Consider the following 23,126-nt stretch of genomic DNA (forward strand, 5'->3'; position numbering starts at 1 on the left):
AGTGTGCCTGGGCCCGGCTCAGTGCGGGATAAGGGGTTGATCAGCCGGATCTGTGGGTTCTCCGGGCCGTCGCTGTGACCGCTGTGCCGGTGGTCTCCCCCGGGTCCGCTAGGACGTCCTGCCCTTGCCGGTGATCCTGCCGACCCGCTCGGTGACGCCCCACGAGGTGACCCGCCACAGGGCCTCCACCAGGATGTCGCGGCTCATCTTGGAGTCGCCCAGCTCACGCTCGACGAAGGTGATGGGCACCTCGACGACATGGAACCCGGCCTTGATGGCACGGCGGGCGAGGTCGACCTGGAAGCAGTAGCCCTGCGAGGCGACCTCGCCGAGCCCCAGCCCTTCCAGGGTCTCCCGGCGGAAGGCGCGGTAGCCGCCGGTGATGTCCCGGATCGGGAGGTCGAGGGCGAGGCGGGAGTACAGGGAGCCGCCCCGGGAGATGAACTCACGGGACTTCGGCCAGTTGACGACCCGGCCGCCGGGCACCCAGCGGGAGCCGAGCACCAGGTCCGCGCCCTTCAGCGCGGTCAGCAGGCGGGGCAGTTCCTCCGGCTGGTGGGAGCCGTCGGCGTCCATCTCGATGAGCACGCCGTAGCCGTTGTCCATGCCCCAGCGGAAGCCCGCGAGGTAGGCCGCGCCGAGCCCTTCCTTGCCCTTGCGGTGCAGCACCTGGACGTGGTCGTCCTCGGCGGCCAGTTCGTCGGCGAGCTTGCCCGTGCCGTCGGGGCTGTTGTCGTCCGCCACCAGCACGTGCGCCTCGGGGACGGCCTGGCGCACCCGGCCGACGATGGACTTGATGTTCTCCGCCTCGTTGTACGTCGGAATGATCACCAAGGCCGTGCCGAGCGGGCCGAACCGCCTCCCCTGGGCCTGTGCCGCGAGGGTCCCGTCGCCGTCGTTCACTGCTGCCCCTTCATGTCGTACGCAGGGGTCCACCATAGTGGCCGCTGCCTGCGCTGACGTGACAGCTCATTCGTATGGTGGTGTCGATTCCACAAGAGCGGGGTAAGGATGCCCGTTTCGGGTGGCCGTCATCCGTTCTTTCGCCATCCTGTTCGCCCGCGGAGCCACTCTGTTCCCCTGCGGATGGGGGCCCGGCGCCCTTCGGGCCGACCTGGGACCCGCTGGCTGCGGGTCGACCGAAGCCGTTGTCTACTGAGCTCCGGGCCCCACCCGGGTCACACCTCCCGACCGGCCGGAACGTTCCCTCGTCGGCGCGGGCGCTGAGCCTGGCTCCCAGTGACGGTGCCCCGGTGCGGCACACCGTCCCTGACCCAGCGGCGCTGCGACGAGTGCGCGAACTGCTCCCCGGTCGGGCGTCCGGTGGTGGACTCGGCCGAACCTACCGGCCCGCTGCCGCTGGCTGTCAACAGCCGTTTGACCTGCGCAAACAACCTCAAACCGCTGGTCAGCGCGGAGGATGCGCAGGTCGCGCGACGGGCCGGCGGCCGACGATCGCGATCACGCCACCCCGGGAGATCACTCGCCCGGCCGTACGAATGCGCCGGGTCACTCGCCCGGTCGTACGAACACGGTCCGGCCGCCCACCACCGTGCGCAGGCAGACCGGCAGGTCGCGGCCGGGGGTCAGGTCGGGCAGGCCGGGGGTGCCGGAGCGCGGGTCGGTGGACCAGCGGGCGACCCGGTCGTCGGGGGCCTGCACCACGAGTTCGTCGGTGCGCCAGACCGCGTAGTCGGCGGGCGCGCCGGGTACCAGGACGCCCGCGTCGTCCCGGCCGATCGCCCGCCAGCCGCCGCGCGTGTGCGCGGTGAACGCGGCGCGGACCGAGACGCGGTGCTCGGGCGTGTGGTGGAAGGCGGCGGCGCGGACGGTCCCCCAGGGGTCGAGGGGCGTGACCGGGCTGTCGGAGCCGAAGGCGAGCGGGACCCCGGCCTTGAGGAGGGCGGCGAAGGGGTTGAGGGTGCGGGCTCGCTCGGTGCCGAGCCGCTGGGCGTACATCCCCTCCGCCCCGCCCCACAGCGCGTCGAAGGCGGGCTGCACCGAGGCGATCAGGCCGAGCTCGGCGAAGGCGGCGATGTGCTCGGGCGTGAGCATCTCGGCGTGCTCGACGCGGTGCCGGGCGGCGCGCACGCGGGCCAGGCCGACCTTCTCGGCGGCGGCGCGCACCCCCTCGACCACGGAGGTCACGGCGGCGTCGCCGATGGCATGGAAGCCCGCCTGGAGGCCGGCCTCGGTGCAGGCGGTGACATGGACGGCGACGGCGGCCGTGTCCAGGTAGGCGGATCCGGTGTGGGTCTCGTCGGCGTACGGCTCGTGCAGGCAGGCGGTGTGCGAGCCGAGGGCCCCGTCGACGAACAGGTCACCGGCCGCACCGGCCGCGCCCAGCTCACGCGCCTTGTCCGGGTTCTCCTCCGCCCAGTAGCCGACCACCCGGGGGCCGGGCACCTCGGCCGCGAGCCGGAGCAGTCCGGTGAAGTCGTCCTCGGAGGAGATCTTCGGCCCGCCGCACTCGTGCACGGTGCCGATACCGAGGGAGGCCGCGTGCGCGAGCGCGGTGCGCTGCGCCTCGGCGCGCTGCGCGGGCGTCACGGCCGCGAACGCCGCCGCGCGTACGGCGTGGTGGGCATCGCTCGTCAGCGGGGTGTCCTCCCGGGGTGCCGCGCCCGGGACCAGGTCCAGCAGGGCCGTGGTGACGACCGCCGAGTGGACGTCGATCCGGGAGAGATACAGCGGGCGTCCACCGGTGACCGCGTCCAGCTCGGCGCGGCTCGGCGGGCGGCCCTCGGCCCAGCGCGAGGCGTCCCAGCCGTGTCCGAGCAGCACCCGGTCACCGGGGCGGGCGGCGGCGAAGTCCCGTACCAGCGCGAGCGCCGCGTCCAGGGAGGCCGCCCCGGACAGGTCGAGGCCGGTCAGCGCGAGCCCCGTCGAGGTGGTGTGCACATGGGCGTCCGTGAAGGCGGGCGTGACCAGCGCACCGTCCAGGTCCACGACCTCGTCCACCCCGTCCGCGAAGGCGTCGGCGGCCCCTTCCGACCCGACCCAGGCCACCTGCCCCCGCTCCACCACCATCGCGGTCGCGAACGGATCGGCGGGACTGTGCACCTCTCCACGACGGAGAAGAACGGTCTTGGGCTGGTCGGTGCGATCACTCATGGAGGACAGTCTCGCGCCTCATACCGACCACTTACCACGAGGGTCCCCTGCAACGCGCCCCGTCAGGGGCGCGGGGCTGCATCACGTATGCGGCTCCGCCGCGTGGGCGCGACCAGCCACAACGCACCCGCGGACGACGCACAGCCCGCACCGCCACGGCGCTCAAATCCTCGGCGGCCGTGCCTCATAAGGCGTCGACAACACCACCGTCGTCCGCGTCGACACCCCCGCCAGGCTGCGCAGCCGCGCCAGCAGCTCCTCCAGCTCGTGCGGCGTAGCCACCCGCACCTTCAGGATGTAGTTCTCGTCGCCCGCCACGCTGTGGCACGCCTCGATCTCGGGGACGCCGGCGAGCCGGTCCGCGATGTCGTCGGGGGCGCTGGGATCGAACGGTTTCACCGAGATGAACGCCGTCATGGGCAACCCGACGGCCTCCGGGTCGACGACCGCGGCATAGCCGCGGATGACGCCACGCTGTTCCAGCCGGCGCACCCGCTGGTGCACGGCCGACGTGGAAAGACCCGTGGCCTTGCCCAGGTCCGTGTAGCTCATCCGCCCGTCCTTGACGAGCAGCTGCACAATTTGACGGTCCAGCTCCTCCATGGCGCAAAAACTACATTGCGCCTGATCTCCTGGGATACCTCAGCGGCGCAGGTCATGGCCGGTTCGTGATGTGACGGAGGGGAGGCTGTGAGCCGTCTGAGGGACAAATCCACCGCACCGGGCACCTGCGGGCGGCATGTGACGAACGCCACAGGCCTCGAACGGGCTCCGTGATGGTCTCGTGATTACCCCGCAGAGCGGACGGGAAGTGCTTGCTGTGGTCGAGGCCGCAGTGCCTTACGGCCCAGCCCGAGGGGGAGTTACCCATGCAGAGTCTCAAGCGCCCTGGTCGCACCACGCCCAAGCGCCCGCAGCTGGTCGTCGAGCCCGAGCCGGAGGGCGTCGAACCCGACCTCTACGAGGTCGGCGAGCCGGACACCTACGACACCTTCGAGATGTTCCGGGTGATCTGCCCGGACTGCGCGCAGTCCATCGCGCTGCTGGCGGACGAGGAGTTCCTGCCGGAGCACGCGCTGTGCGCCTCGCCGTGGAACCCGTTCGGGCTCACGGTCTGTGCCGGTACGGGCCGCGCGGCGGACGACGTGCCGTCCGCGGACGACTCGGTCGAGTCGCAGGAGCAGGACACCGCCCTCCTGCTCACCCTTCCGCAGGGTCTGAACTGGCGGACGCAGCCCTTCTCGCACGTCGGCGGCGCGGGTTCGCGCCCCATGCGGGTACCGGCGATGCGCCTCGGCGGCTACGCCGTCGGCCGCCAGGCTGCCTGAGTCACCGCACCGCATCCCAGTAGCTGCCCTGCACCATGGCGCGCAGACTGCCGTGGTGCAGGATCAGTGTGTCCGGATCCGCCGGGACGGCGATCTCCCCGAAGTGCACCTGCCGATAGGCGACGCGCAGCATGACGATGGCGTGCCGCAGAGCGGCGTACAGGGTGTAGAAGTCCATGTCCCGCGGGGTGTGGCCGGTCAGCCGGGCATAGCGGGCCTCGACCCGGTCCCGGCGCAGGAAGCCGGGCAGCCCCTGCTGTCCCGAGGCGACCGTGAGGTCCTGGAAGAAGCGGTGCAGATAGACGGTCCAGCCGAGGTCCACCTCGCGCGGGGCCGGTGCCGCCATCTCCCAGTCGAGGACGGCGACGGGGTCGAACCCGTCGTAGACGACGTTCCCGATGCGCGCGTCGCCCCAGTTGAGGACCGGCGTGCCGGTGTCGCGCGGCCACTGCTCCGTCAGACGGTCGAACGCGGCCTCGATCAGGGGCGAGCGGGCGACTCCGTCCACCACCCAGGCGTAGTAGGCGCGTTGGGACTCGACGTGCCGGCGCAGGGCGTCGCCGTCGCCGGGCAGGGTGAGGAACTCGGCCTCCGCCGGGGGGACTTGGTCGTGGAGCCGCGCCAACAGGCCCACCGACCGCGCTTCCAGGTGCTCGCGGTCGGCGTCGCTCGCCGCGTGCAGCCAATTCCCCTCGTACGTATAGGGCATGACGTCGGGCGGCACCCGCCCCTCGACCCGCTCCATGACGAAGAAGGGCGCGCCGAGGGGTCCCGGGTCCTCCTCCAGCCACAGCACGCGGGGCACGGGGAGGTCCGTGTGCGCGGCGACCAGCCGCAGGGTGCGGTACTGGCGGGTCATGTCGTACGAGGGGAAGACCGTGTACGCCGAGGGGTCGGCCGCGAGCCTCAACGCGCAGCGGCGCACCGGCGGTTCGGGGTGTTCGATCTCGAAGAGCAGGGTCTCGCTGGACATGCCGTTGGAGGCGGGGACCGTGACGCCGACGGCCTTGGCGCCGGGGAGCCGGGCGTCCAGCCAGGCGGTCAGCCGGCGTGCGAGGTCCTCCGGGATGGGGGTCCCCCCGCGCGAGCGAAGCCGAGCGTGGGGGAGGGTGGTGGTGCGCGGGCGCGGTTTCGCCGTCATACCGGCCTCCTCCCTCAGGGCGCCACCGAGTCGAAGCCGGTGAAGCCGCTCGGATCGTGTCTGCCGAACGAGCCGTGTTCGAAGATGCCGTGGCCGACGCGTCCGTCCAGGCGGAAGCGGGCGGAGTGGTCGGTGACGCCGTAGGCCGCGCGGGGGTGCGGTGCGGTCATGTCGTAGGTACGGCGGTCGACCCAGCCGGGGCCCTGCCAGGTGCCGTGCTGCCAGTCGTCGGCGGGTGGGTAGCCGGCGCCGACCGCGAGCGGTGAGGAGGCGAGGATCTCCACCTCCAGTTCCTGGGGCTTGCGCGGGTCGCCGAGCTGGACGACGGCATGTTCGGGGTGCCGGGTGCCGGAGCGGTAGCCGATCTCGGTCCGGGGCCAGCCGAGCTGGCGGTCGCGCCGGCCGGGGCGGACCAGGGTGGCGTCGTTCAGGGTGCGGTAGCCGTCGGCGTCCTCCTGGGTTATGACCATCAGGAAGCGGTCCTCGAAGCGGACCGGGCACCAGATCCAGTGGAAGCCCTCGGTCGGGTGCGCCTCGGCGAGCCGCCCGCCCTCCTCCCCCGGCACCGGCCGGACCCCCCAGCTGCGGTCCCGGGTGCCGGTCCAGCCCGCCGGGTCGGCGCGGAACTCCTCGCCGCCGGCCCGGATCACCCCGGAGACTCCCCCGGCCTGCACGAATCTGCGCCCCTCCAGGGTCAGCCGGTCGCCCCGGCGCTGGAGGTGGTGGGGTTCCCAGAGGGCCGGGAAGTCGGCGGTCCAGGTGAGGTCGTAGGAGAGGGCGTCGTCCTCGCAGGTCAGGCGGAAGCGGCGGAGCGGCTCCTCGACCTCGATGCGCAGCGGGCCGACCGCGAGGCGCATCCGGTCCTCGCCCAGGGCGTCCGAGGCGCGTACCGCGTGCAGGGTGTCGCCGGTGCGCAGGGTGGCGTAGGCGTCGGTGACGCCGACGTTCGGGTAGACGCCGAGGCCCAGGATGAGCAGGGCGCGGCCGCTGTGGTCGAGGACGTGGAAGATGCAGCGGTCGTAGGCGTTCCGGTCCCCGGTGGCGACGTGCTTCATGGAGAGCGGGACCTGGTGCACGGGGTACTCGTCGAGCGGTACGGGACGGTCGTCGGCCATGGCGGGCCTCCCCGGAGGCTGGAGACGGTCCGGCTGACGGTACGTCAGAAAGCGGGGAGTGGCCAGATCCGGGAACGGACGTCCCCGAACTCACGCGCGATTCGGGCGATCGGTGACCAGGGCGGCGGCCCCGGCGTTGGCCGGGCATGACGACCACCCACTCCGTCCTCGGCCGTCAGCGCCGGATCTTCGTGCCTCCACCCTCGGAATCGCTTCCGCCGCCCGTACCGCAGGATCCGCCCATCTACCGCGATCTCATGCGGACCTGGGCCGACCGGGGCCGCACCCTGCCGGGCCGCCATGACCCGGAGTGGATCAGGCTGGCGGCCCCGACGGTCTCACGCGGGCAGTTCAGCGACTTTCCGGTCCCGCCACCTGACGGGCGATGACCATCCGCTGGATCTGGTTGGTGCCCTCGACGATCTGCAGGACCTTGGCCTCGCGCATGTAGCGCTCCACCGGGAAATCCGCGGTGTAGCCGTAGCCGCCGAGTATCTGGACGGCGTCGGTGGTCACCTTCATCGCGGTGTCGGTGCAGTGCAGCTTGGCCATGGCGGCCTGCTTGGCGAACGGCCGGCCCGCGTCCCGCAGCCGGGCCGCCGCGAGGTACAGGGCCCGGCCGGCCTCGATCTGGGTGGCCATGTCGGCGATCATGAACCGCAGGCCCTGGAAGTCGGAGATGGGGTGGCCGAACTGCCGCCGCCCGGTGGCGTAGGCGACCGCCTCGTCCAGGGCGGCCTGGGCCAGGCCGATCGCGCAGGCCGCGATGCCGAGCCGGCCGGAGTCCAGCGCGGAGAGGGCGATGGCGAAACCCTGCCCCTCCTCGCCGAGGCGGCGCTCGTCGGGGACCCGGACGTCGTCGAAGTGGACCTGGGCGGTGGGCGAGCCCTTCATGCCCATCTTCTTCTCGGGCACCGCGCCGCTCAGGCCCTCGGCGTCGCCGGGGACCAGGAAGGCGGTGATGCCGTGCGAGCCCTCCCCGCCGGTGCGGGCCATGACCGTGTAGAAGTCGGCGATGCCGCCGTGCGTGATCCAGGCCTTGGTGCCGTTGATCACCCAGTGGTCGCCGTCGCGGACGGCCCGGGTGCGCAGGGAGGCCGCGTCGGAGCCGGAGGCGGGCTCGGAGAGGCAGTAGGCGCCGAGCAGGCCGCCGCCGAGTATCGCGGGGAGGTGCTCGACCTGCTGCTGCTTGGTGCCGTAGGCGGCGAGCGCGTAGCTCGCGAGGGTGTGCACGCTGACGCCGAGGCCGACGGTGAGGCGGGCCGTGGCCAGTTCCTCCAGGACCTGGAGGTAGACCTCGTAGGGCTGGTCGCCGCCGCCGTACTCGGAGTCGTACACCAGGCCGAGCAGGCCTGATTCCGAGAGCAGGGTGAAGACCTCGCGCGGGAACCGTCCGGCGTCCTCCTCCTCGGCCGCCTTCGGCGCGATCTCGCGCTGGGCGATCTCCCGGACCAGCGAGAGCAGGTCCCTCGCCTCTTCCGTGGGCAGTTGACGCTCCACCGGCTGCGGGTCGCGGTCGGACATGGCGTCCGTCTCCTCCCTGTCGGGCACGGGGCGGCAGGGGCCTTCGGGTAGGGCCGCGCCGTCTGTCGTTCGGGTCCGGCCGCGGCGCGCTTCCGGGTCTCGGAAGCTGCTGACCTGCGGCTGCGCAGTGAGTATGCCCGATCCGGGACCTCCCGTCACCAGTTAACGACCGCTTACTTCAGGAATTCCAGGCCAACATTCGCTCACCCCGAAATTGGTCCGAACCATTGACCTGACTGGTCTAGTCCTCCTAGGGTTCATGACCAACGCTTTACCGCGTTCATGCCAATCGGCGCGCGTTCCCCTCTCCCCCAGGAGGAGACACCCGATGCACCTCCCTCTCCGCTCCCGGTTCCGGGCGCTGCTCTCCGCGGCCTGTTGTGCCGTCCTCGGCGCCGGGCTGCTGGCCGGCGCGGGCACCGCGTCCGCGGCCGCCCCGTCCGCTCCCCAGGTGAAAGCCGGCTCCAAGGTCGTCGGCTACTTCACGGAATGGGGTACCTACGACCGCAAGTACCTGGTCAAGAACATCGAGACCTCCGGCTCGGCCGCGAAGCTCACCCACATCAACTATGCCTTCGGCAATGTCACCGGCGGCAAGTGCGCGATGGGCGACTCCTACGCGGCCACCGACCGGACCTACACCGCCGCCGAGTCCGTGGACGGCGTGGCGGACACCTGGGACCAGCCGCTGCGCGGCAACTTCAACCAGTTGCTGAAGCTGAAGAAGAAGCACCCGAACCTCAAGATCCTCTGGTCCTTCGGCGGCTGGACCTGGTCCAGCGGCTTCGGCGAGGCCGCCAGGAACCCGGCCGCCTTCGCCCAGTCCTGCTACGACCTGGTGAAGAACTCCAAGTGGGCGGGTGTCTTCGACGGCATCGACATCGACTGGGAGTACCCGAACGCCTGCGGCAACACCTGCGACACCAGTGGCCGGGACGCCTTCAAGAAGGTGATGGCGGCGCTGCGCTCGAAGTTCGGCAGCAGCTCGCTGGTCACGGCCGCGATCACGGCCGACGCCACCAGCGGCGGCAAGATCGACGCGGCCGACTACGCGGGCGCCGCGCAGTACGTCGACTGGTACAACCCGATGACGTACGACTACTTCGGCGCCTGGGCGTCCACCGGCCCGACCGCGCCGCACTCGCCGCTGAACTCCTACTCGGGCATCCCGACCGCGAACTACTACACCTCGGCGACCATCGCCAAGCTCAGGGGACTCGGCATCCCGGCGGCCAAGCTGCTGCTCGGCATCGGCTTCTACGGCCGCGGCTGGACCGGCGTGACGCAGGCGGCCCCCGGCGGCACGGCGACCGGACCGGCGGCGGGGACGTACGAGGCGGGCATCGACGACTACAAGGTGCTCAAGACCAAGTGCCCGGCGACCGGCACCGTGGCCGGCACGGCGTACGCCAAGTGCGGGAGCGACTGGTGGAGTTACGACACCCCGTCGACCATCGCGACCAAGATGACCTACAAGAACCAGCAGGGCCTGGGCGGCACCTTCTTCTGGGAGCTGAGCGGCGACACCACGGGCGGTGAGCTGATCAGGGCCATCAACTGACCCCGGTCACGGGGGGCTTGGGGCGGGGGTTCCACGAGACCTCCGCCCCTCGTCATGTCAGGACTCCCGGCGGGCCGGGGCGGGGGCGCGGTAGGAGGGGTCGAGTTCCTCGATGGCCCGCAGGGTGCCGCCGAGCGTCTTGACCAGCAGCTCGCACATGGTCTCGCGGGAGAGGCCGGGGCGGTCGATCCACTCCAGGGTGGCACCCTCCACGCTGCACAGCCAGGACAGCAGGCCCATCCTGGCGAGCGGAGCGATGTCGGTACGGTCGTAGGCACCCTCGGCGATGGTCGCGACCATCGCCTCGCGCACCCCGTCCCGGATGGCGTGCACCTCGGTGTCGAAACCGACCCCGCCGCTGACGATCGTGCGGTACGCGGCCTGGTGGTGCTCGGCGTAGCGCAGATAGCTGTCGATGGTGCGGTGGACGCGGTCCACCTGGGGCAGCTCCAGGCCGCTCGCGGCATAGGTGACCAGGTCGGCGACGGAGTCCTGGATGATCGCCAGGTAGTAGCCGCGCTTGGACTGGAAATAGTAGTAGATCAGCCCTTTGGCGACATGCGCCTGCCTGGCGATGTCGTCCATGGAGAGCGCGTCGTAGGACGTGTCGGCGAACAACTTCCGCCCGATGGCGATGAGTTCGGCACGACGCGCCACTGAGCGCTCGGTGCCGCGCGCCCGGGGACGGGCGGCGGCACGTTGTTGACTGATATTCAATTCAGACCCTGGTCTCAACGGGCTGCGGGACATCCGCAGTATGTCAGGTCGGGTCGTGGGTCAGGTCACAGCAGACCGAGTTGAGTGACCAGCATGGCGATGACCACGACAAGGGTCCAGCCCACGATGTGTTCCAGGACCTTCGGGCCGTCGTCCTCGGGGCCGCCGGTGCGGGTGCGGGCGGCGGTGGCGGAGTGCGTGGTCATACCGTCCACCATGCCACTGCTTGCGGCTTTTGCGGCCGAGAGCTTGGTCACAGGCGGCGACCCCCGAAGAGCCCCGGGAGCCGCCGTCGTGCCTGGTCAGCGCACGCCCACCGCGTCCAGCGCCTTGAGCTGGCTCGGACTCGGGCAGGCGGGGAAGTACAGGTAGCAGACGCCCCCGGTGCCGGAGACGACCTTGCCGCTGGCGTTGTACCGCTTGGTGCGCAGCCAGATGTTCTCGAACTCCCGCCGCAGATAGACCCGTCGGACCGCGTCGTCACTGGCCGAGAACGGGTCGTTGGCGATCACGTCGCCGTCCGCGGTGAAGCCGATCACCGTCATCAGGTGCCCCGAGGTGCCGTAACCGGCGCCGGTCAGCTCCGAGGACAGGAACGACTGTGACGTTATGGCCGGGATGCCCGCCGCGATCAGGGTCTCCAGGTCGGTGAGGGATGCCAGTCGCGTTATCACGCCCTGGAGGTCCTTGTAGGTGGAGGCGTAGGCCGCGTTGAACGGCCAGTTGCCGCAGCCGCCGTACTGGTAGTCGTAGGTGTAGCGGGCCGCGTAGCAGACCTGGGGGTCGGCGTACGTGGGGTCGACCCAGGCCAGTTGGGCGGCGGTGGGGCGGGCACCCCAGTACTCGACGATCATCTGCGAGGAGGTGGGGCTGCACCAGGCCTCGCCGCCGTTGTCGTACTCGGGGTACTGGCCCTTGTGGATCTCCTGCGAGTAGCGCGGGACCTTCAGTTCCTGCGCCAGGCCCGGAGTGGAGGCGGGGACCGTGAAGCGGTCCGGGATGTCCGAGCCCATCGCGCCGAGCCGCCAGACAGTCGGGGTGAGCTTGGTGCCGGGCTTGCGGTAGAGGGTCAGCCGCAGCTGGTACGAGGTGAGGCGCAGGCCGGTCGTGGCGTCGTCGATGGCGAAGGTGTCCGTCCAGATGGTGCTCTTGCCGTCGCTCTGGCCGTCCACCGAGGTGCGCTTGATGTCCTGGTCGCCGGCCGCCCAGCGGCCCATCACGTACCAGGGGGTCAGGGTGCCGTCGGAGTAGGTGCCGTGCAGTTCGACCTGGATCCAGGTGCCGGCCGGGGTGTCCGCGTTCCAGGAGGCGATCGTCTCGGTCGCGGGGACGGCGAGCTGGTGCACCGGGCCGGTCCAGGTGGCGTACTCCCAGGTGGCCTTGGTGCCGGTGTGCGGGTCGGTGTAGGTGGTGGTGCCGGCCGGGGTGCCGATCACCACGCCGGGGCGCTCCCCCGCGACGGCGCCGGTGCCCTTGACGGTGCCGGTCTTCCAGTCGCTGTAGGTCGTCCAGGAGCGGTAGTCGATCGGCCGGGTGTCGGCCCGTCCGGTCTCCTCGGCGTCGGTCTCCGGCGCCGCGGCGGCGGGGCCCGCCGGGACCACTCCCTGGGCCACGGCCGCCGCCGCGACGGAGGCGGCGGCCGCCAGAACGGTTCTGCGGGACGGTTTTTCGGATCTGCTCATGGGTGGGAGACCCCCAGGGGTGCGCGACGCGACTGGTCCGGAGCAAGACTGTGCGCCCACTATGGAACAGGCGCCATGCCCCTGCCAGCACTTCCGCCCATGCCACGCCCACCAATATTGGTCCCGTCCGCTGAAAGGGCTCCGGCGGCCTCCGCCGGAGCCCTTTCCGGGGGTCAGATGAGGTCCATCGCGGCGACCTCGTCGGGGCGGCCGTAGCTGACCGGGCCCTGGAAGCGGCGGCGGGCGGTGGCGAACCACCAGACGGTGGCCACGATCAGGACGGCGGCCAGGGCGATCGGCGCGTAGTTGAAGGTGTCGACGGTGACCGGCGAGGCCTGCGGCAGCATGAACAGGACGCTGCTGAGCAGGATCCAGACCACCGCCAGCCAGCCGACGGGCCTGCTCCAGCGGCCGAGGTTCCAGGGCCCCGGCTGGAACTCGGCACCGAGGCGCAGCCGCAGGAACACCGGCACGGCGTAGGCGAGGAACAGGCCGACGACGTTGACGCTGACGATCGCGGTGAACGCCGTGTGCGACCACCAGCCCGGCACCACCAGCGCGAGCGAGCAGGCCACCGCGAGCCAGACGGCCTTGACGGGCGTACGGGTGCGGGGCGAGACCGAGTGCCAGAGGCGGGAGCCGGGCATGGCGCCGTCCCGGGAGAAGGCGAAGATCTGCCGGGTGTTGCTGGTGAGGTTGGCGAGGCCGCAGAAGAGCATGGCGCCGATGACGACGAGCAGCAGCGCCTTGGCCCAGCCCATGCCGAGTCCGTCGATGAGGATCTGGACGGGCGGCGCCGAGGAGCCCGCCACCTTGGCGTAGTCGCCGATGCTGTACACCAGCGCGAGCATCAGGACGAGCCCGGTGATCGCCGAATAGCCGATGGACCGGATGATCCCCCGGGGCGCGTTCACGGTCGCCTGGACCGTTTCCTCGGACATGTGGAAGCTGCCGTCGAAGCCGGTGAAGGTCCAGCTGGTGACCAGCAGGCCGAGCATGCCGCCGTAAAGGCCGTTGGTGAAACCGGTGTTGTTCACGAAATGCGTCACGAAGGAAGCCGACTGATGGTGGTCGGGCATCACGATCAGTGTGCTCACGATCACCACGAGTCCGATCAGCAGCCACCACACGGAAATCCGGTTCAGTACGGCGACGAGCTGGACGGTGTAGGTGTTGGCGAGCCCCTGGACCACGATGATCAGGGCCGTGATCAGAACCGTCTGGTGGGCGGTCGGCACGTACGAGGTCCACTGCAGGGCGATGAAGGCCTGGATGAAGGTGGCGGCCGCGTAGCCGGTGGCCGCCGTGCCGCCGATCTGGCCCACGAAGTTCAGCCACCCCGTGTACCAGGACCAGGCGCCCTTGTGGCGTTTGGCGAGTTTACCGGCGGAGAAATACAGGGCGCCGCTCGTCGGATAGGCGGAGGCGACCTCCGCCATGGCGGCCCCGATGCACAGCACCATCAGGCAGACGCCGATCCAGCCGAACACAAGAATGCGGGGGCCGCCCGCGTTCATACCGAATCCGAAAGAGGAGAAGATTCCCGAGAGGATATTGATGATGGTGAAGGAGATCGCGAAATTGTCGAACGCCTGGAATCGGCGGGTGAGTTTTCGCGGATAACCCATCGCGTGCAGGGTCGCGTCGTCGTCGAGCACGATCGGATCCGCTGTGCGTTCTGACACTTGCCGGCCTTTCACCAGAGGGACTAGGAGGGGACGGACAGGCCGCAGGCGCGGCGGGCCCGGGAGAGCTGCTCGGCGGGCTCCCCGAAGACGCTCCAGGGCATCCGCGAGGCGTACGGCCCCATGGCCGCGAACACCGCCCGGGCCTCGAACTCGCGCTGGGCCATGACCAGCGCGTGCGCGAGGTAGGCCAGGTCCAGCACCGGGGTGAAGCGGTATCCGGCCACCGTGGGCAGCCAGTTGCGGTAGATCGACAACGCGGTGGCTCTCCACTGGGGCTGTTCCCAGACCCGTTCGGCGAGCAGTTGGGTGGGGTTGTGGCTCTCCACCAGCGCGACCAGGGGCAGCAGCCGCAGCACGGAGTCGGCGGGGGCCCGCTGGCCGAGGAAGGCGGCGACGTCCCAGGCCGCGTTGACCGAGCCGCCGTACCGGGTGAAGAAGAAGGACAGGAAGCGGTGGTGGGCCTCGCGGTGCCAGGGGTCGAGGGCGAGGGTGTGCGCGAACAGCCGCCAGGGGCCGGGCGGGGAGGTGAGCAGGCCGCCGGGGGCCGGGTCGTGCGGGCGGTGCAGCCGGGCCATGGCCAGCTTGGCCGCCCAGGGCGTGGGGTCGGCGGGGTTCATGGCACTGGCCCGGTCGCAGGCGGCGAGGGCGATCCGCTCCAGCGCCTCGGCCTGCTCGTCACGCGCGTCGGCCGCCCGGATCGCCCGCTGCACGGCCACCCGCGCCCACATCAGCGCGGACTCGGGGCCGGGCTCCTCCGCCAGCCAGCGTTCGACCAGATCGGTGCCGGCCGCCTCGGAGGCCAGGACCAGGGAGCGGTGGGCGCGCAGGGCGAAGTCGGAACGGGTCTCGGCAAGTGCCTCGCCGGCGCTGCGATATCTCCCGGCGCGCACGTCCACGCATACGCTCGCGAGCAAGCGGTCATCGGCCGCCGGATGCCATACGTACTGCCCTTCGAATAACTCCGCGGCCATCTTTCCCCTGTCCGTCCCCGTTTCGACGCGTCGCAGTCGCGCAGCACGCACCCTACTCAGCGGACAGCACACCGGGAACGCCCGATATCGACATATCGGTCAGCCGGTCGGAAATATTGATGAGGGCGGTGGAGAACGGCTCGAATTTAGTTCAAGGCGAGACTTTCCGGGGTCGCAAACGCCCGCTATGCGCCGCACTACTAGAATGTTTCCGGAAAACGCCCCACACCGCACCGCAGCACACCTCGGGAATCGCCATTCACCGCCTCGCCTCCGCCCTCCGGGACCTGCCGCCGTCCTGCGGCCCGGTCCGCCTCGTCGGCGTCGACGGGCACGCCGGCTCCGGGAAGACCACCTTCGCCGGGCGGCTGGCCGCCGCCCTGGGCGGGGCGCCGGTGCTCCATCTCGACGACATCGCCAGCCACGAGGAGCTGTTCGCCTGGACCGCCCGGCTGCTGACCCAGGTGATCGAGCCGCTCGGCCACGGCGCGACCGCGCACTACTCCCCCTACGACTGGCGCGCCCGCCGCTTCGGCCCGCCCCGCCCGCTGCCGCCCGCCCCCGTGGTCCTCGTCGAGGGCGTCGGCGCCGGCCGCCGGGCGCTGCGCCCGTTCCTGGCGCGGCTGCTGTGGATGGAGCTGCCGGACGAGGAGTCCTGGGCGCGGGGCAGGGCGCGGGACGGTACGGAGCAACAGGACTTCTGGGGCGAGTGGGTCAGGGCGGAACGCATACATTTCGCCGAGGATCCCTCCAGGCCGCACGCCCACCTTCTGGTGACACAGTCACAGGAGGGGTACGAGGTACTGCCGGGGCCCGCGAGAACCATTGGACCGGACCAGGCGGTCACCCACCGTGACGGACCGTCCGCAGTGTGCTGAACTTGTGAAGACGCGCCTCCAAGAAGTTGCCCGAGTACCTCAACTCGGCTTGACCCGGGGGCCGTACAGGTCTTACGTTCTGAATGAGCGGCCCTTGGGAGCCGCCCCGCGGTCGCGAAGCCCCCGGTTGTTCCCCCGTGATCGGGGGCTTCGTTCTGCCCTTTACCCCTTTTGCGTGCGCCGCGCGCACTTCTCCGCTCACCCTCGGTCACCGAGCTCTGTGCGCCCTGTCTGCTCCCACCTCGTCAAACGGCCTGTGCGGCACCCTTCGAAGGGTGGTGGAAGCGCAGGTACGATGCCCTCGGTGCGACCTTCGATCGGCTGCTTCGCGCACCTGCAACTCCGGTCCGCGGCACAGCGGTTCGACCAACGGCGGCCATCGGGGGGAGCCCGGGGGCCAACCACGGGGGCACGGTTTGTGGGGGACGTGATGGATTTCGGCACGCAGGGCCCCGAGGCCCCGGCCGACCTCGCCTGGCTGCGAGGCGTGGACGCCTACACGATGGGCGCCTATCCGCAGGCCGAGGAGGAGTTCCGCGCCGCGGTGCGGATGGATCCCGGGATGGCCGACGCCTGGCTCGGGCTGCACGCGCTGCGCGTGGACACGACGACCGCGCTGCTGCGGATGTTCCGGCACCGGGACCGCTTCGGCGAACAGCGCGGCCGGCACCGGCGCACGCTCAACTCCTGGTACTGGCTGGGCTGGTGGGTGCAACCGGTTCTGGAGAGCCCGCGCGACCTGCTGCTCGCGCACGCCTCGCACTGGCTGGACGGCCGGCACGTCCCGGAACTCGACCGGGCCCTCGCCGGGCTCCCGCCGGTGGACGCCGACCCGCAGGTCCGCTTCCTGCACGCCTGCCGGTCCTACCTCGTCAAGGACTGGGAGCAGCTGGTACGGCACACCGACCCGCTCCTCGACGATCCCATGCTCGGCATCGAGGCGGGCCTGTTCGGCGGCATGGCCCGGGTCCGCCTGGAGATGTACGGCCAGGCCGAACCGCTGCTCTCCGCCGCGCTGATGCGCTGCCGCAGCGAGCAGCCGCAGCGCAAGGAGCTGCGCTACTGGCTGGCGCGGGCCCACGAGGGCACCGGCCGCAGCGCCGCGGCGCTCCCCCTCTACCGGGCCGTGCACCGGGTCGACCCCGCCTTCATGGACACCTCGGCGCGGCTGGCCGCGATCGCCGAGGGCGACGGGTACGACGACACCGCCGACCTCGCGGCGATCACCCTCACCGGCGCCGGGGACGTCGTGGACGGGCCCGACCTGCTCGACCCGCTCTTCGGCACCGAGGGACGCGATCTGCGGCTCGGCGAGCCGGAGCCGCCGGCCGGGGCGATGCCGTCGGTGATCGACCCGTCGGTGCGCGAGAAGGTCGTACCGTCGCCGCCGCTGCCCGCCGGGCCCACCGACCCCGCGTTACTTGAGGAGGCGCTCGCGGAGTTGGAGCGCATGGTCGGCCTGGAACCCGTGAAGCGGCAGGTCAAGGCGTTGTCCGCGCAGTTGAACATGGCCCGGTTGCGGGCGGGGCAGGGGCTGCCGGTGCAGCCGCCGAAACGCCACTTCGTCTTCTCCGGGCCGTCCGGGACCGGGAAGACCACGGTCGCGCGGATTCTCGGCCGGGTGTTCTACGCCCTGGGTCTGCTCGGCGGGGACCATCTGGTGGAGGCGCAGCGGGCCGACCTCGTCGGCGAGTACCTCGGCCAGACCGCCGTGAAGGCGAACGAACTCATCGACTCCGCGATCGGCGGGGTGCTCTTCGTCGACGAGGCCTACTCCCTCTCCAATTCCGGCTACGGCAAGGGCGACGCCTACGGCGACGAGGCGCTGCAGGTGCTGCTGAAGCGGGCCGAGGACAACCGCGACCACCTGGTCGTGATCCTCGCGGGCTATCCGGAGGGCATGGACCGCCTGCTGGCCGCCAACCCGGGCCTCTCCTCCCGCTTCACGACCCGCGTGGACTTCCCCTCCTACCGCCCCCTCGAACTCACCTCGATCGGCGAGGTGCTCGCCGCCGAGAACGGCGACGCCTGGGACGAGGAGGCCCTGGAGGAACTCCGGTCGATCGCCGGGCACGTCGTCGACCAGGGCTGGATCGACGAACTGGGCAACGGCCGCTTCCTGCGCACGCTGTACGAGAAGAGCTGCGCGTACCGGGATCTGCGACTGTCCGGGTACCCCGGCGCACTGTCCCGGGACGACCTCGCCACCTTGCGGCTGCCGGACCTGATGCAGGCATACGGAGAGGTGCTGTCGGGGCGGGGGCCGCAGGATCCGTCCGCCGGGATGTAGGTACGGGTGAGTGGGGGCTGGGGCCGGTGGGTTTCGCTTACCGGCGCTGGCAGGGTGCCTCCCCCACTCTCGGCTTCGCTCGAGCGGGGGGACCCCCATCGCCCACCCGTGCCGCCCTGGGGGCACCTCCCAGGCCCTTAAGGCACTGGGGGAGGCACGACTGCCCGCAGCTACGACGTGCCCCGTAAGGGGCGCTGGGGGTCCCCCCGGCCGAAGGCTGGGGGAGGAACTGCGCGGCCAGCCCCCGCCGGCCTGCAGTTCCCCACGATGCTCAGCCCACCGGCACTTCCTCCGGCTCTCCACTGGACCGCGGCTCCGGTGTCCTGATCGGTGTCGGCTGTTCCCGGTGTGCCGGGTCCGTCACCTCGCCCACCAGCAGCTCCAGTACGTCCTCCAGGGCGGCCAGGCCGAGTACCCGGCCCTTGCCGTCGGCCACCTGGGCCAGGTGGGTCGCGGCTCGGCGCATCACCGTCAGGGCGTCGTCCAGCGGGAGCTCGGCCCGGAGGGTCGTCATCGGGCGCCACACCTGCTGCGGGACCGCCCGGTCCGAGTGCTCCAGGTCGAGTACGTCCTTCACGTGCACATAGCCCATGAAGGCACCGGCCTCGGTCGCGACGGGGAAGCGGGAGTAGCCGGTGCGGGCGGTGAGCTCGACGATCTGGCCCGGCGTGACCGACGGCGGGACCGTGATCAGCGACTCGCGCCGCAGCAGGACGTCCGTCACCGGGCGGGAGCCCAGCTCCAGCGCGTCCTCCAGTCGCTCCCGCTCCTCGGGGTCGAGAAGACCGGCCTGACCGGAGTCCTCCAGGAGGCGGTTGAGCTGCTCGCTGGTGACGACGGCCTCGACCTCGTCCTTCGGCTCGACCCGGAACAGCTTCAGGATGCCCTGGGCGCAGGCGCCGAGGGTGACCGTGATCGGCCGGCAGACCCGGGCGAACGCCACCAGGCCGGGGCTCAGCCACAGCGCCGCCTTCTCGGGCGCCGCCATCGCCAGGTTCTTCGGCACCATCTCGCCGATGACCAGGTGGAAGAAGACCACTCCGGCCAGCGCGATCACATAGCCCAGGGGGTGGATCACGCCTTCCGGCAGATGCACCGCCTCGAACACCGGCTCCAGCAGATGCGCCACCGTCGGCTCGGCGACCGCGCCGAGCGTGAGGGAGCAGACCGTGATGCCGAACTGGGCCGCGGCCATCATCTGCGGCAGGCGTTCCAGGCCGTACAGCACCTGGCGGGCCCGTGCCGTGCCGAGGGGTTCGATCTGGCTGCGGCGGACCGAGACCAGGGCGAACTCCGCGCCGACGAAGAAGCCGTTGGCCAGCACCAGCAACCCGGCGAAGACCAGTTGGAGAACGCTCATCGGGCGGCCTCCGCGACGACGGGTGCGGTGCGGACCAGACGGACCCGCTCGGCGCGGTAGTGACCCACCCGGCGGACCGACAGCCGCCAGCCGGGCAGCTCCGCGCGGTCGCCCGGCGCCGGGATCCGGCCGAGCAGGTCGGCGACCAGGCCGGCGACCGTCTCGTACGGCCCCTCGGGCACGTCGAGGCCTATCCGCTGGAGGATGTCGACGCGGACACTGCCGTCGACGTCCCAGGCCGGCTTGCCGTCCTGCGGCGGGGCCGCCGCGAGTTCCGGCGCGTCCGGGCTGTCGTGCTCGTCACGGACCTCGCCGACGAGTTCCTCGACGATGTCCTCCAGGGTGACGACGCCGGCCGTGCCGCCGTACTCGTCGACGACGACCGCGATGGGCTGCTCGGAGCGCAGCCGGGCCAGCAGGGGCTGGACCGGGAGGGTCTCCGGGACGAGCAGGGCCTGGCGGGCGATGCGGCCGACGGGGGTGTGCAGGCGTTCGTGCACGGACACCGCCAGCGCGTCCTTGAGGTGGGCCATGCCGACGATCTCGTCGATCTTCTCCCGGTAGACCGGGAAGCGGGACAGGCCGGTGGCCCGGGTGAGGTTGACGACGTCCTCGGCGGTCGCCGAGTCCTGGAGCGCGCTGACCTTCACCCGGGGGGTCATGACGTGCTGTGCGGTCAGCTCGCCCAGGGACAGGGTGCGGACGAACAGGTCGGCCGTGTCCTGCTCCAGGGCGCCCGCCCGGGCGGAGTGCCGGGCCAGGGAGACGAGCTCGCCGGGGGTGCGCGCGGAGGCCAGCTCCTCGGCGGGTTCGACGCCCAGGGCGCGCACCAGCCGGTTGGCGACCGTGTTCAGCGCCGCGATGACCGGGCGGAACAGGCGGGAGAAGCGGGCCTGCGGGCCGGCGACGAAGCGCGCGACCTGGAGGGGCTTGGAGACCGCCCAGTTCTTGGGGACGAGTTCGCCGATCACCATCTGGATCGCCGAGGCGAGCAGCATGCCGACGACGACCGCGATCCCGGAGACCGCGCCGTCCGGGATGCCGATCGCGGTGAACGGGCCGTGCAGCAGCTCGGCCAGTGCCGGTTCGGCGAGCATGCCGACGACCAGGGAGGTGATGGTGATGCCGAGCTGGGTGCCGGAGAGCTGGAAGGACAGCTCCTTCAGCGACTCGACGACCGTACGGGCGCGCCGGTCGCCGTCGGCGGCGGCCTTCTCGGCTTCCGGTCGTTCCACGGTCACCAGGCCGAACTCGGCGGCGACGAAGAAGCCGTTGGCCAGGATGAGCAGGAACGCGGCTGCCAGGAGCAGCAGGGGGGTGGTCATGATGCCGCCGCCTCCGCTTCGTCGCGGACCTCGAATCGGAGGTCCGCGGTATGTCGGGAGGGGGCGGCGCAGGTACTACAGGACGATCCGTCCATCGCCGGAGAGGGTCACTCCTCGGGTAGCAGGAACCCCTGTGCGCGGGGCGCGCGACAGGGGCGGAGGCGGGACGTGAAAAGCCTCCGCCAACAGATTAATCAAGACATGGGCCACAGCGGCAGGGGCGACGACCCGGAGGCGGCCCCGAAGTTGCGTGATCTCAGCCCTGATGCTGCTCGGGGTCGTGTGGCGCGTGGGCCTCGGCGAGGGCCCGCAGGGCCTTGGCGTCGCTGATGGCACGCTGCTTGGCGACGCCCGGCTGGATGCCGAGCGCGGGCAGGCTGGTGCCGTCACTGAGGTTGAGGAACACCCACGGGTCACCCGGGCGGAGGTTCACCTGGAGGATCTCCGCCCACTCCAGACGCCGCTTGCTGGCGATGTTCACCACAGTGACCCCGGTCTCGTCGGCGACGACCTTCACCCGGGCCAGCTGGGCCAGCACCCAGAAGATCAGCGCGCCGGTGACGACGAAGCTGAGCTGCTCCCCCGGGCCGAGCTGCTCGAGGAGCAGCGCGACCGCGGAGATGGTGGCGAAGATCGCGACCCCGGCGGTGAGCAGGATCGCGCGGGTGCGGCCCGGCCGGAAGGTGACGGGCAGCGCGGGAAGCTCGGACATCTCGTGCGTGTCCCTCAGAGGCGGCAGGCGTGGATGGCCGTGGTCAGGATGGCGCGGGCGCCGAGGTCGTACAGGTCGTCCATGATGCCCTGGGCGTCCTTGGTGGGGACCATGGCGCGGACGGCGACCCAGCCCTCGTTGTGCAGCGGGGAGACGGTGGGCGACTCCAGGCCGGGGGTGAGGGCGACGGCCTTCTCCAGCTGCTCGACCCGGCAGTCGTAGTCCATCATCACGTACGTCCGCGCGACCAGGACGCCCTGGAGGCGGCGGAGGAACTGCTGGACCTTGGGCTCCTCGGCGTCCGCTCCGGTGCGGCGGATCACGATCGCCTCGGACTTCATGATCGGCTCGCCGAAGACCTCCAGGCCCGCGTTGCGCAGGCTGGTGCCGGTCTCGACGACGTCGGCGATGACCTCGGCGACGCCCAGCTCGATGGCGGTCTCGACGGCGCCGTCCAGGTGGACCACGGAGGCGTCGACACCACTGTCGGTGAGGTGCTTGGCGACGATCCCCTCGTAGGAGGTGGCGACCGTCTTGCCCTTGAGGTCCGCCAGGGTGCTCGCCGCGCCGGGCTTGGAGGCGAAGCGGAAGGTGGAGCGGGCGAAGCCGAGCGGCAGGATCTCCTCGGCGTTGGCGGCGGAGTCCACGAGCAGGTCCCGTCCGGTGATGCCGATGTCGAGGCGGCCGGAGGAGACGTAGATCGCGATGTCGCGGGGGCGGAGGTAGAAGAACTCGACGTCGTTGACCGGGTCGACGATGCGCAGTTCCTTGGACTCCCGCCGCTGCCGGTAGCCGGCCTCATGCAGCATGTCCGCCGCAGGGCCTGAGAGGGAACCCTTGTTGGGGACGGCGATGCGCAGCATGAGGTCGGCTTCCTTTGCTCTGACGGTGCTCTGAACGGAGTGGTGCGGCAGGCGGCTTACAGGTGGGCGTAGACGTCGTCCAGCGAGATGCCGCGGGCGACCATCATCACCTGGACGTGGTAGAGCAGCTGCGAGATCTCCTCGGCGGCGGCTTCCTTGCCCTCGTACTCGGCGGCCATCCAGACCTCGGCGGCCTCCTCGACGACCTTCTTGCCGATGGCATGGACCCCCTTGCCGACCAGTTCTGCGGTGCGGGAGGTGGCGGGGTCGCCGTGGGCGGCCTTGTGCTGGAGCTCGGTGAAGAGCTCCTCGAAAGTCTTGTTGGACATGGTGAGCGCCAGACTACGCCAATTGCCGCGTCGCTCAGTGCCAGGGTTCAGATACTGAGCGGAGGGTGGCCGCGGTCGCCACCGCCGCCGTCACCGCCTCGTGGCCCTTGTCCTCGTGGGAGCCCTCAAGACCCGCCCGGTCCAGGGCCTGCTCCTCGTTGTCGCAGGTGAGCACGCCGAAGCCGACGGGGACGCCGGTCTCGACGGAGACCTGGGTGAGGCCCTGGGTGACGCCCTGGCACACGTACTCGAAGTGCGGGGTGCCGCCGCGGATCACGACACCGAGGGCGACCACCGCGTCGTAGCCGCGGCCGGCGAGCGCCTTGGCGGCGACCGAGAGCTCCCAGGTGCCGGGGACCCTGATCAGGGTCGGCTCGTCGATCCCCAGGTCGCGCAGGGCGCGCAGCGCGCCGTCCACCAGTCCGTCCATCACCTTCTCGTGCCACTGGGCCGCGATGACGGCGACCCGCAGGTCGCTGACATTGCGTACGGACAGTTCCGGTGCGCCCTTGCCGCTCACGTCTCTCC

General features: G+C 71.1%; 21 protein-coding genes. 4 read left to right on the forward strand and 17 right to left on the reverse strand.

From position 1 onward, the window contains the following. Positions 1-108 precede the first annotated feature (108 nt). The 3 genes from ACFZDK_RS14875 to ACFZDK_RS14885 all read right to left on the reverse strand — a co-directional run bounded on the left by ACFZDK_RS14875 (position 109) and on the right by ACFZDK_RS14885 (position 3,717). Entirely contained in the window at positions 109-903 is a 795-nt protein-coding gene (locus ACFZDK_RS14875; protein ID WP_355720838.1) for a polyprenol monophosphomannose synthase, read from the reverse strand. Between the two features lie 606 nt (positions 904-1,509). Then, positions 1,510-3,114, reverse strand: coding sequence for an amidohydrolase family protein (locus tag ACFZDK_RS14880; RefSeq protein ID WP_390972602.1), 1,605 nt, complete (start codon positions 3,112-3,114; stop codon positions 1,510-1,512). Positions 3,115-3,276: 162 nt separating this feature from the next. Beyond that, the gene (locus ACFZDK_RS14885; protein ID WP_004002750.1) at positions 3,277-3,717 is read right to left on the reverse strand and encodes an Lrp/AsnC family transcriptional regulator; all 441 of its coding nucleotides are present in this window, start codon (positions 3,715-3,717) and stop codon (positions 3,277-3,279) included. Between the two features lie 266 nt (positions 3,718-3,983). Here ACFZDK_RS14885 and ACFZDK_RS14890 point away from each other — a divergent pair, with 266 nt between their 5' ends. Then, the gene (locus tag ACFZDK_RS14890) at positions 3,984-4,442 is read left to right on the forward strand and encodes a hypothetical protein (RefSeq protein WP_390972604.1); all 459 of its coding nucleotides are present in this window, start codon (positions 3,984-3,986) and stop codon (positions 4,440-4,442) included. A gap of 1 nt (position 4,443) precedes the next feature. Here ACFZDK_RS14890 and ACFZDK_RS14895 read toward each other — a convergent pair whose 3' ends face one another. The 3 genes from ACFZDK_RS14895 to ACFZDK_RS14905 form a co-directional block, all read right to left on the reverse strand. Then, positions 4,444-5,583, reverse strand: a complete 1,140-nt coding sequence (locus tag ACFZDK_RS14895; RefSeq protein ID WP_390972606.1) for a phosphotransferase — start codon at positions 5,581-5,583, stop codon at positions 4,444-4,446. 14 nt (positions 5,584-5,597) lie between these two features. After that, positions 5,598-6,698, reverse strand: a complete 1,101-nt coding sequence (locus tag ACFZDK_RS14900) for a hypothetical protein (RefSeq protein WP_390972607.1) — start codon at positions 6,696-6,698, stop codon at positions 5,598-5,600. Positions 6,699-7,049: 351 nt separating this feature from the next. Then, positions 7,050-8,222, reverse strand: coding sequence for an acyl-CoA dehydrogenase family protein (locus ACFZDK_RS14905; protein ID WP_390972608.1), 1,173 nt, complete (start codon positions 8,220-8,222; stop codon positions 7,050-7,052). 328 nt (positions 8,223-8,550) lie between these two features. Here ACFZDK_RS14905 and ACFZDK_RS14910 point away from each other — a divergent pair, with 328 nt between their 5' ends. Further along, positions 8,551-9,783: a glycosyl hydrolase family 18 protein gene (locus ACFZDK_RS14910; protein WP_390972610.1), complete on the forward strand. Its 1,233-nt coding sequence runs from the start codon at positions 8,551-8,553 to the stop codon at positions 9,781-9,783. A 57-nt stretch (positions 9,784-9,840) separates the two neighbouring features. Here the strand turns inward: ACFZDK_RS14910 and ACFZDK_RS14915 are convergent, their stop codons facing one another. The 5 genes from ACFZDK_RS14915 to ACFZDK_RS14935 form a co-directional block, all read right to left on the reverse strand. Then, positions 9,841-10,500: a TetR family transcriptional regulator gene (locus ACFZDK_RS14915; RefSeq protein ID WP_390972612.1), complete on the reverse strand. Its 660-nt coding sequence runs from the start codon at positions 10,498-10,500 to the stop codon at positions 9,841-9,843. Between the two features lie 65 nt (positions 10,501-10,565). Continuing rightward, positions 10,566-10,706 carry an SCO1431 family membrane protein gene (locus ACFZDK_RS14920; protein WP_390972614.1) on the reverse strand — a complete coding sequence of 47 codons (141 nt, stop codon included), beginning with the start codon at positions 10,704-10,706 and terminating at the stop codon, positions 10,566-10,568. A gap of 96 nt (positions 10,707-10,802) precedes the next feature. After that, on the reverse strand, positions 10,803-12,182 hold the full coding sequence (locus ACFZDK_RS14925; RefSeq protein WP_390972616.1) for a C39 family peptidase: 1,380 nt from the start codon (positions 12,180-12,182) through the stop codon (positions 10,803-10,805). Positions 12,183-12,355: 173 nt separating this feature from the next. Next, a complete protein-coding gene (locus ACFZDK_RS14930; RefSeq protein ID WP_390973402.1) occupies positions 12,356-13,810 on the reverse strand; it encodes an amino acid permease in 1,455 nt (484 codons plus the stop codon). A gap of 80 nt (positions 13,811-13,890) precedes the next feature. Continuing rightward, complete coding sequence (locus tag ACFZDK_RS14935; RefSeq protein ID WP_390972618.1) at positions 13,891-14,841, reverse strand: hypothetical protein; 951 nt, start codon at positions 14,839-14,841, stop codon at positions 13,891-13,893. Between the two features lie 257 nt (positions 14,842-15,098). Between ACFZDK_RS14935 and ACFZDK_RS14940 the strand changes: the two genes are divergently transcribed. After that, a complete protein-coding gene (locus ACFZDK_RS14940) occupies positions 15,099-15,719 on the forward strand; it encodes a uridine kinase (protein ID WP_390973403.1) in 621 nt (206 codons plus the stop codon). Positions 15,720-16,149: 430 nt separating this feature from the next. After that, the gene (locus ACFZDK_RS14945) at positions 16,150-18,009 is read left to right on the forward strand and encodes an AAA family ATPase (RefSeq protein ID WP_390972620.1); all 1,860 of its coding nucleotides are present in this window, start codon (positions 16,150-16,152) and stop codon (positions 18,007-18,009) included. 271 nt (positions 18,010-18,280) lie between these two features. Here ACFZDK_RS14945 and ACFZDK_RS14950 read toward each other — a convergent pair whose 3' ends face one another. The 6 genes from ACFZDK_RS14950 to ribH form a co-directional block, all read right to left on the reverse strand. Then, positions 18,281-19,369, reverse strand: coding sequence for a CNNM domain-containing protein (locus ACFZDK_RS14950; RefSeq protein WP_390972622.1), 1,089 nt, complete (start codon positions 19,367-19,369; stop codon positions 18,281-18,283). Next, positions 19,366-20,694, reverse strand: a complete 1,329-nt coding sequence (locus ACFZDK_RS14955; protein WP_390972623.1) for a CNNM domain-containing protein — start codon at positions 20,692-20,694, stop codon at positions 19,366-19,368. The genes ACFZDK_RS14950 and ACFZDK_RS14955 overlap by 4 nt, the downstream gene beginning before the upstream one ends. A gap of 256 nt (positions 20,695-20,950) precedes the next feature. Next, entirely contained in the window at positions 20,951-21,406 is a 456-nt protein-coding gene (locus tag ACFZDK_RS14960) for a PH domain-containing protein (protein WP_390972625.1), read from the reverse strand. A 14-nt stretch (positions 21,407-21,420) separates the two neighbouring features. After that, positions 21,421-22,269, reverse strand: a complete 849-nt coding sequence (gene hisG / locus ACFZDK_RS14965; protein WP_390972627.1) for an ATP phosphoribosyltransferase — start codon at positions 22,267-22,269, stop codon at positions 21,421-21,423. 56 nt (positions 22,270-22,325) lie between these two features. Continuing rightward, positions 22,326-22,598, reverse strand: a complete 273-nt coding sequence (locus ACFZDK_RS14970) for a phosphoribosyl-ATP diphosphatase (protein ID WP_030946750.1) — start codon at positions 22,596-22,598, stop codon at positions 22,326-22,328. 34 nt (positions 22,599-22,632) lie between these two features. Continuing rightward, positions 22,633-23,118 carry a 6,7-dimethyl-8-ribityllumazine synthase gene (gene ribH / locus ACFZDK_RS14975; RefSeq protein WP_390972629.1) on the reverse strand — a complete coding sequence of 162 codons (486 nt, stop codon included), beginning with the start codon at positions 23,116-23,118 and terminating at the stop codon, positions 22,633-22,635. Positions 23,119-23,126 lie beyond the last annotated feature (8 nt).

The organism is Streptomyces sp. NPDC007901 (assembly GCF_042959465.1).
Lineage (GTDB): Bacteria > Actinomycetota > Actinomycetes > Streptomycetales > Streptomycetaceae > Streptomyces.

What these genes read in the sequence shown, in the direction of transcription:
- ACFZDK_RS14880 (WP_390972602.1), bottom strand. Translation starts at nt 3,114, where the DNA reads ATGAGTGATCGCACCGACCAGCCCAAGACCGTTCTTCTCCGTCGTGGA.
- ACFZDK_RS14885 (WP_004002750.1), bottom strand. Translation starts at nt 3,717, where the DNA reads ATGGAGGAGCTGGACCGTCAAATTGTGCAGCTGCTCGTCAAGGACGGG.
- ACFZDK_RS14890 (WP_390972604.1), top strand. Translation starts at nt 3,984, where the DNA reads ATGCAGAGTCTCAAGCGCCCTGGTCGCACCACGCCCAAGCGCCCGCAG.
- ACFZDK_RS14895 (WP_390972606.1), bottom strand. Translation starts at nt 5,583, where the DNA reads ATGACGGCGAAACCGCGCCCGCGCACCACCACCCTCCCCCACGCTCGG.
- ACFZDK_RS14900 (WP_390972607.1), bottom strand. Translation starts at nt 6,698, where the DNA reads ATGGCCGACGACCGTCCCGTACCGCTCGACGAGTACCCCGTGCACCAG.
- ACFZDK_RS14905 (WP_390972608.1), bottom strand. Translation starts at nt 8,222, where the DNA reads ATGTCCGACCGCGACCCGCAGCCGGTGGAGCGTCAACTGCCCACGGAA.
- ACFZDK_RS14910 (WP_390972610.1), top strand. Translation starts at nt 8,551, where the DNA reads ATGCACCTCCCTCTCCGCTCCCGGTTCCGGGCGCTGCTCTCCGCGGCC.
- ACFZDK_RS14920 (WP_390972614.1), bottom strand. Translation starts at nt 10,706, where the DNA reads ATGACCACGCACTCCGCCACCGCCGCCCGCACCCGCACCGGCGGCCCC.
- ACFZDK_RS14925 (WP_390972616.1), bottom strand. Translation starts at nt 12,182, where the DNA reads ATGAGCAGATCCGAAAAACCGTCCCGCAGAACCGTTCTGGCGGCCGCC.
- ACFZDK_RS14930 (WP_390973402.1), bottom strand. Translation starts at nt 13,810, where the DNA reads ATGGGTTATCCGCGAAAACTCACCCGCCGATTCCAGGCGTTCGACAAT.
- ACFZDK_RS14935 (WP_390972618.1), bottom strand. Translation starts at nt 14,841, where the DNA reads ATGGCCGCGGAGTTATTCGAAGGGCAGTACGTATGGCATCCGGCGGCC.
- ACFZDK_RS14945 (WP_390972620.1), top strand. Translation starts at nt 16,150, where the DNA reads ATGGATTTCGGCACGCAGGGCCCCGAGGCCCCGGCCGACCTCGCCTGG.
- ACFZDK_RS14950 (WP_390972622.1), bottom strand. Translation starts at nt 19,369, where the DNA reads ATGAGCGTTCTCCAACTGGTCTTCGCCGGGTTGCTGGTGCTGGCCAAC.
- ACFZDK_RS14955 (WP_390972623.1), bottom strand. Translation starts at nt 20,694, where the DNA reads ATGACCACCCCCCTGCTGCTCCTGGCAGCCGCGTTCCTGCTCATCCTG.
- ACFZDK_RS14960 (WP_390972625.1), bottom strand. Translation starts at nt 21,406, where the DNA reads ATGTCCGAGCTTCCCGCGCTGCCCGTCACCTTCCGGCCGGGCCGCACC.
- hisG (WP_390972627.1), bottom strand. Translation starts at nt 22,269, where the DNA reads ATGCTGCGCATCGCCGTCCCCAACAAGGGTTCCCTCTCAGGCCCTGCG.
- ACFZDK_RS14970 (WP_030946750.1), bottom strand. Translation starts at nt 22,598, where the DNA reads ATGTCCAACAAGACTTTCGAGGAGCTCTTCACCGAGCTCCAGCACAAG.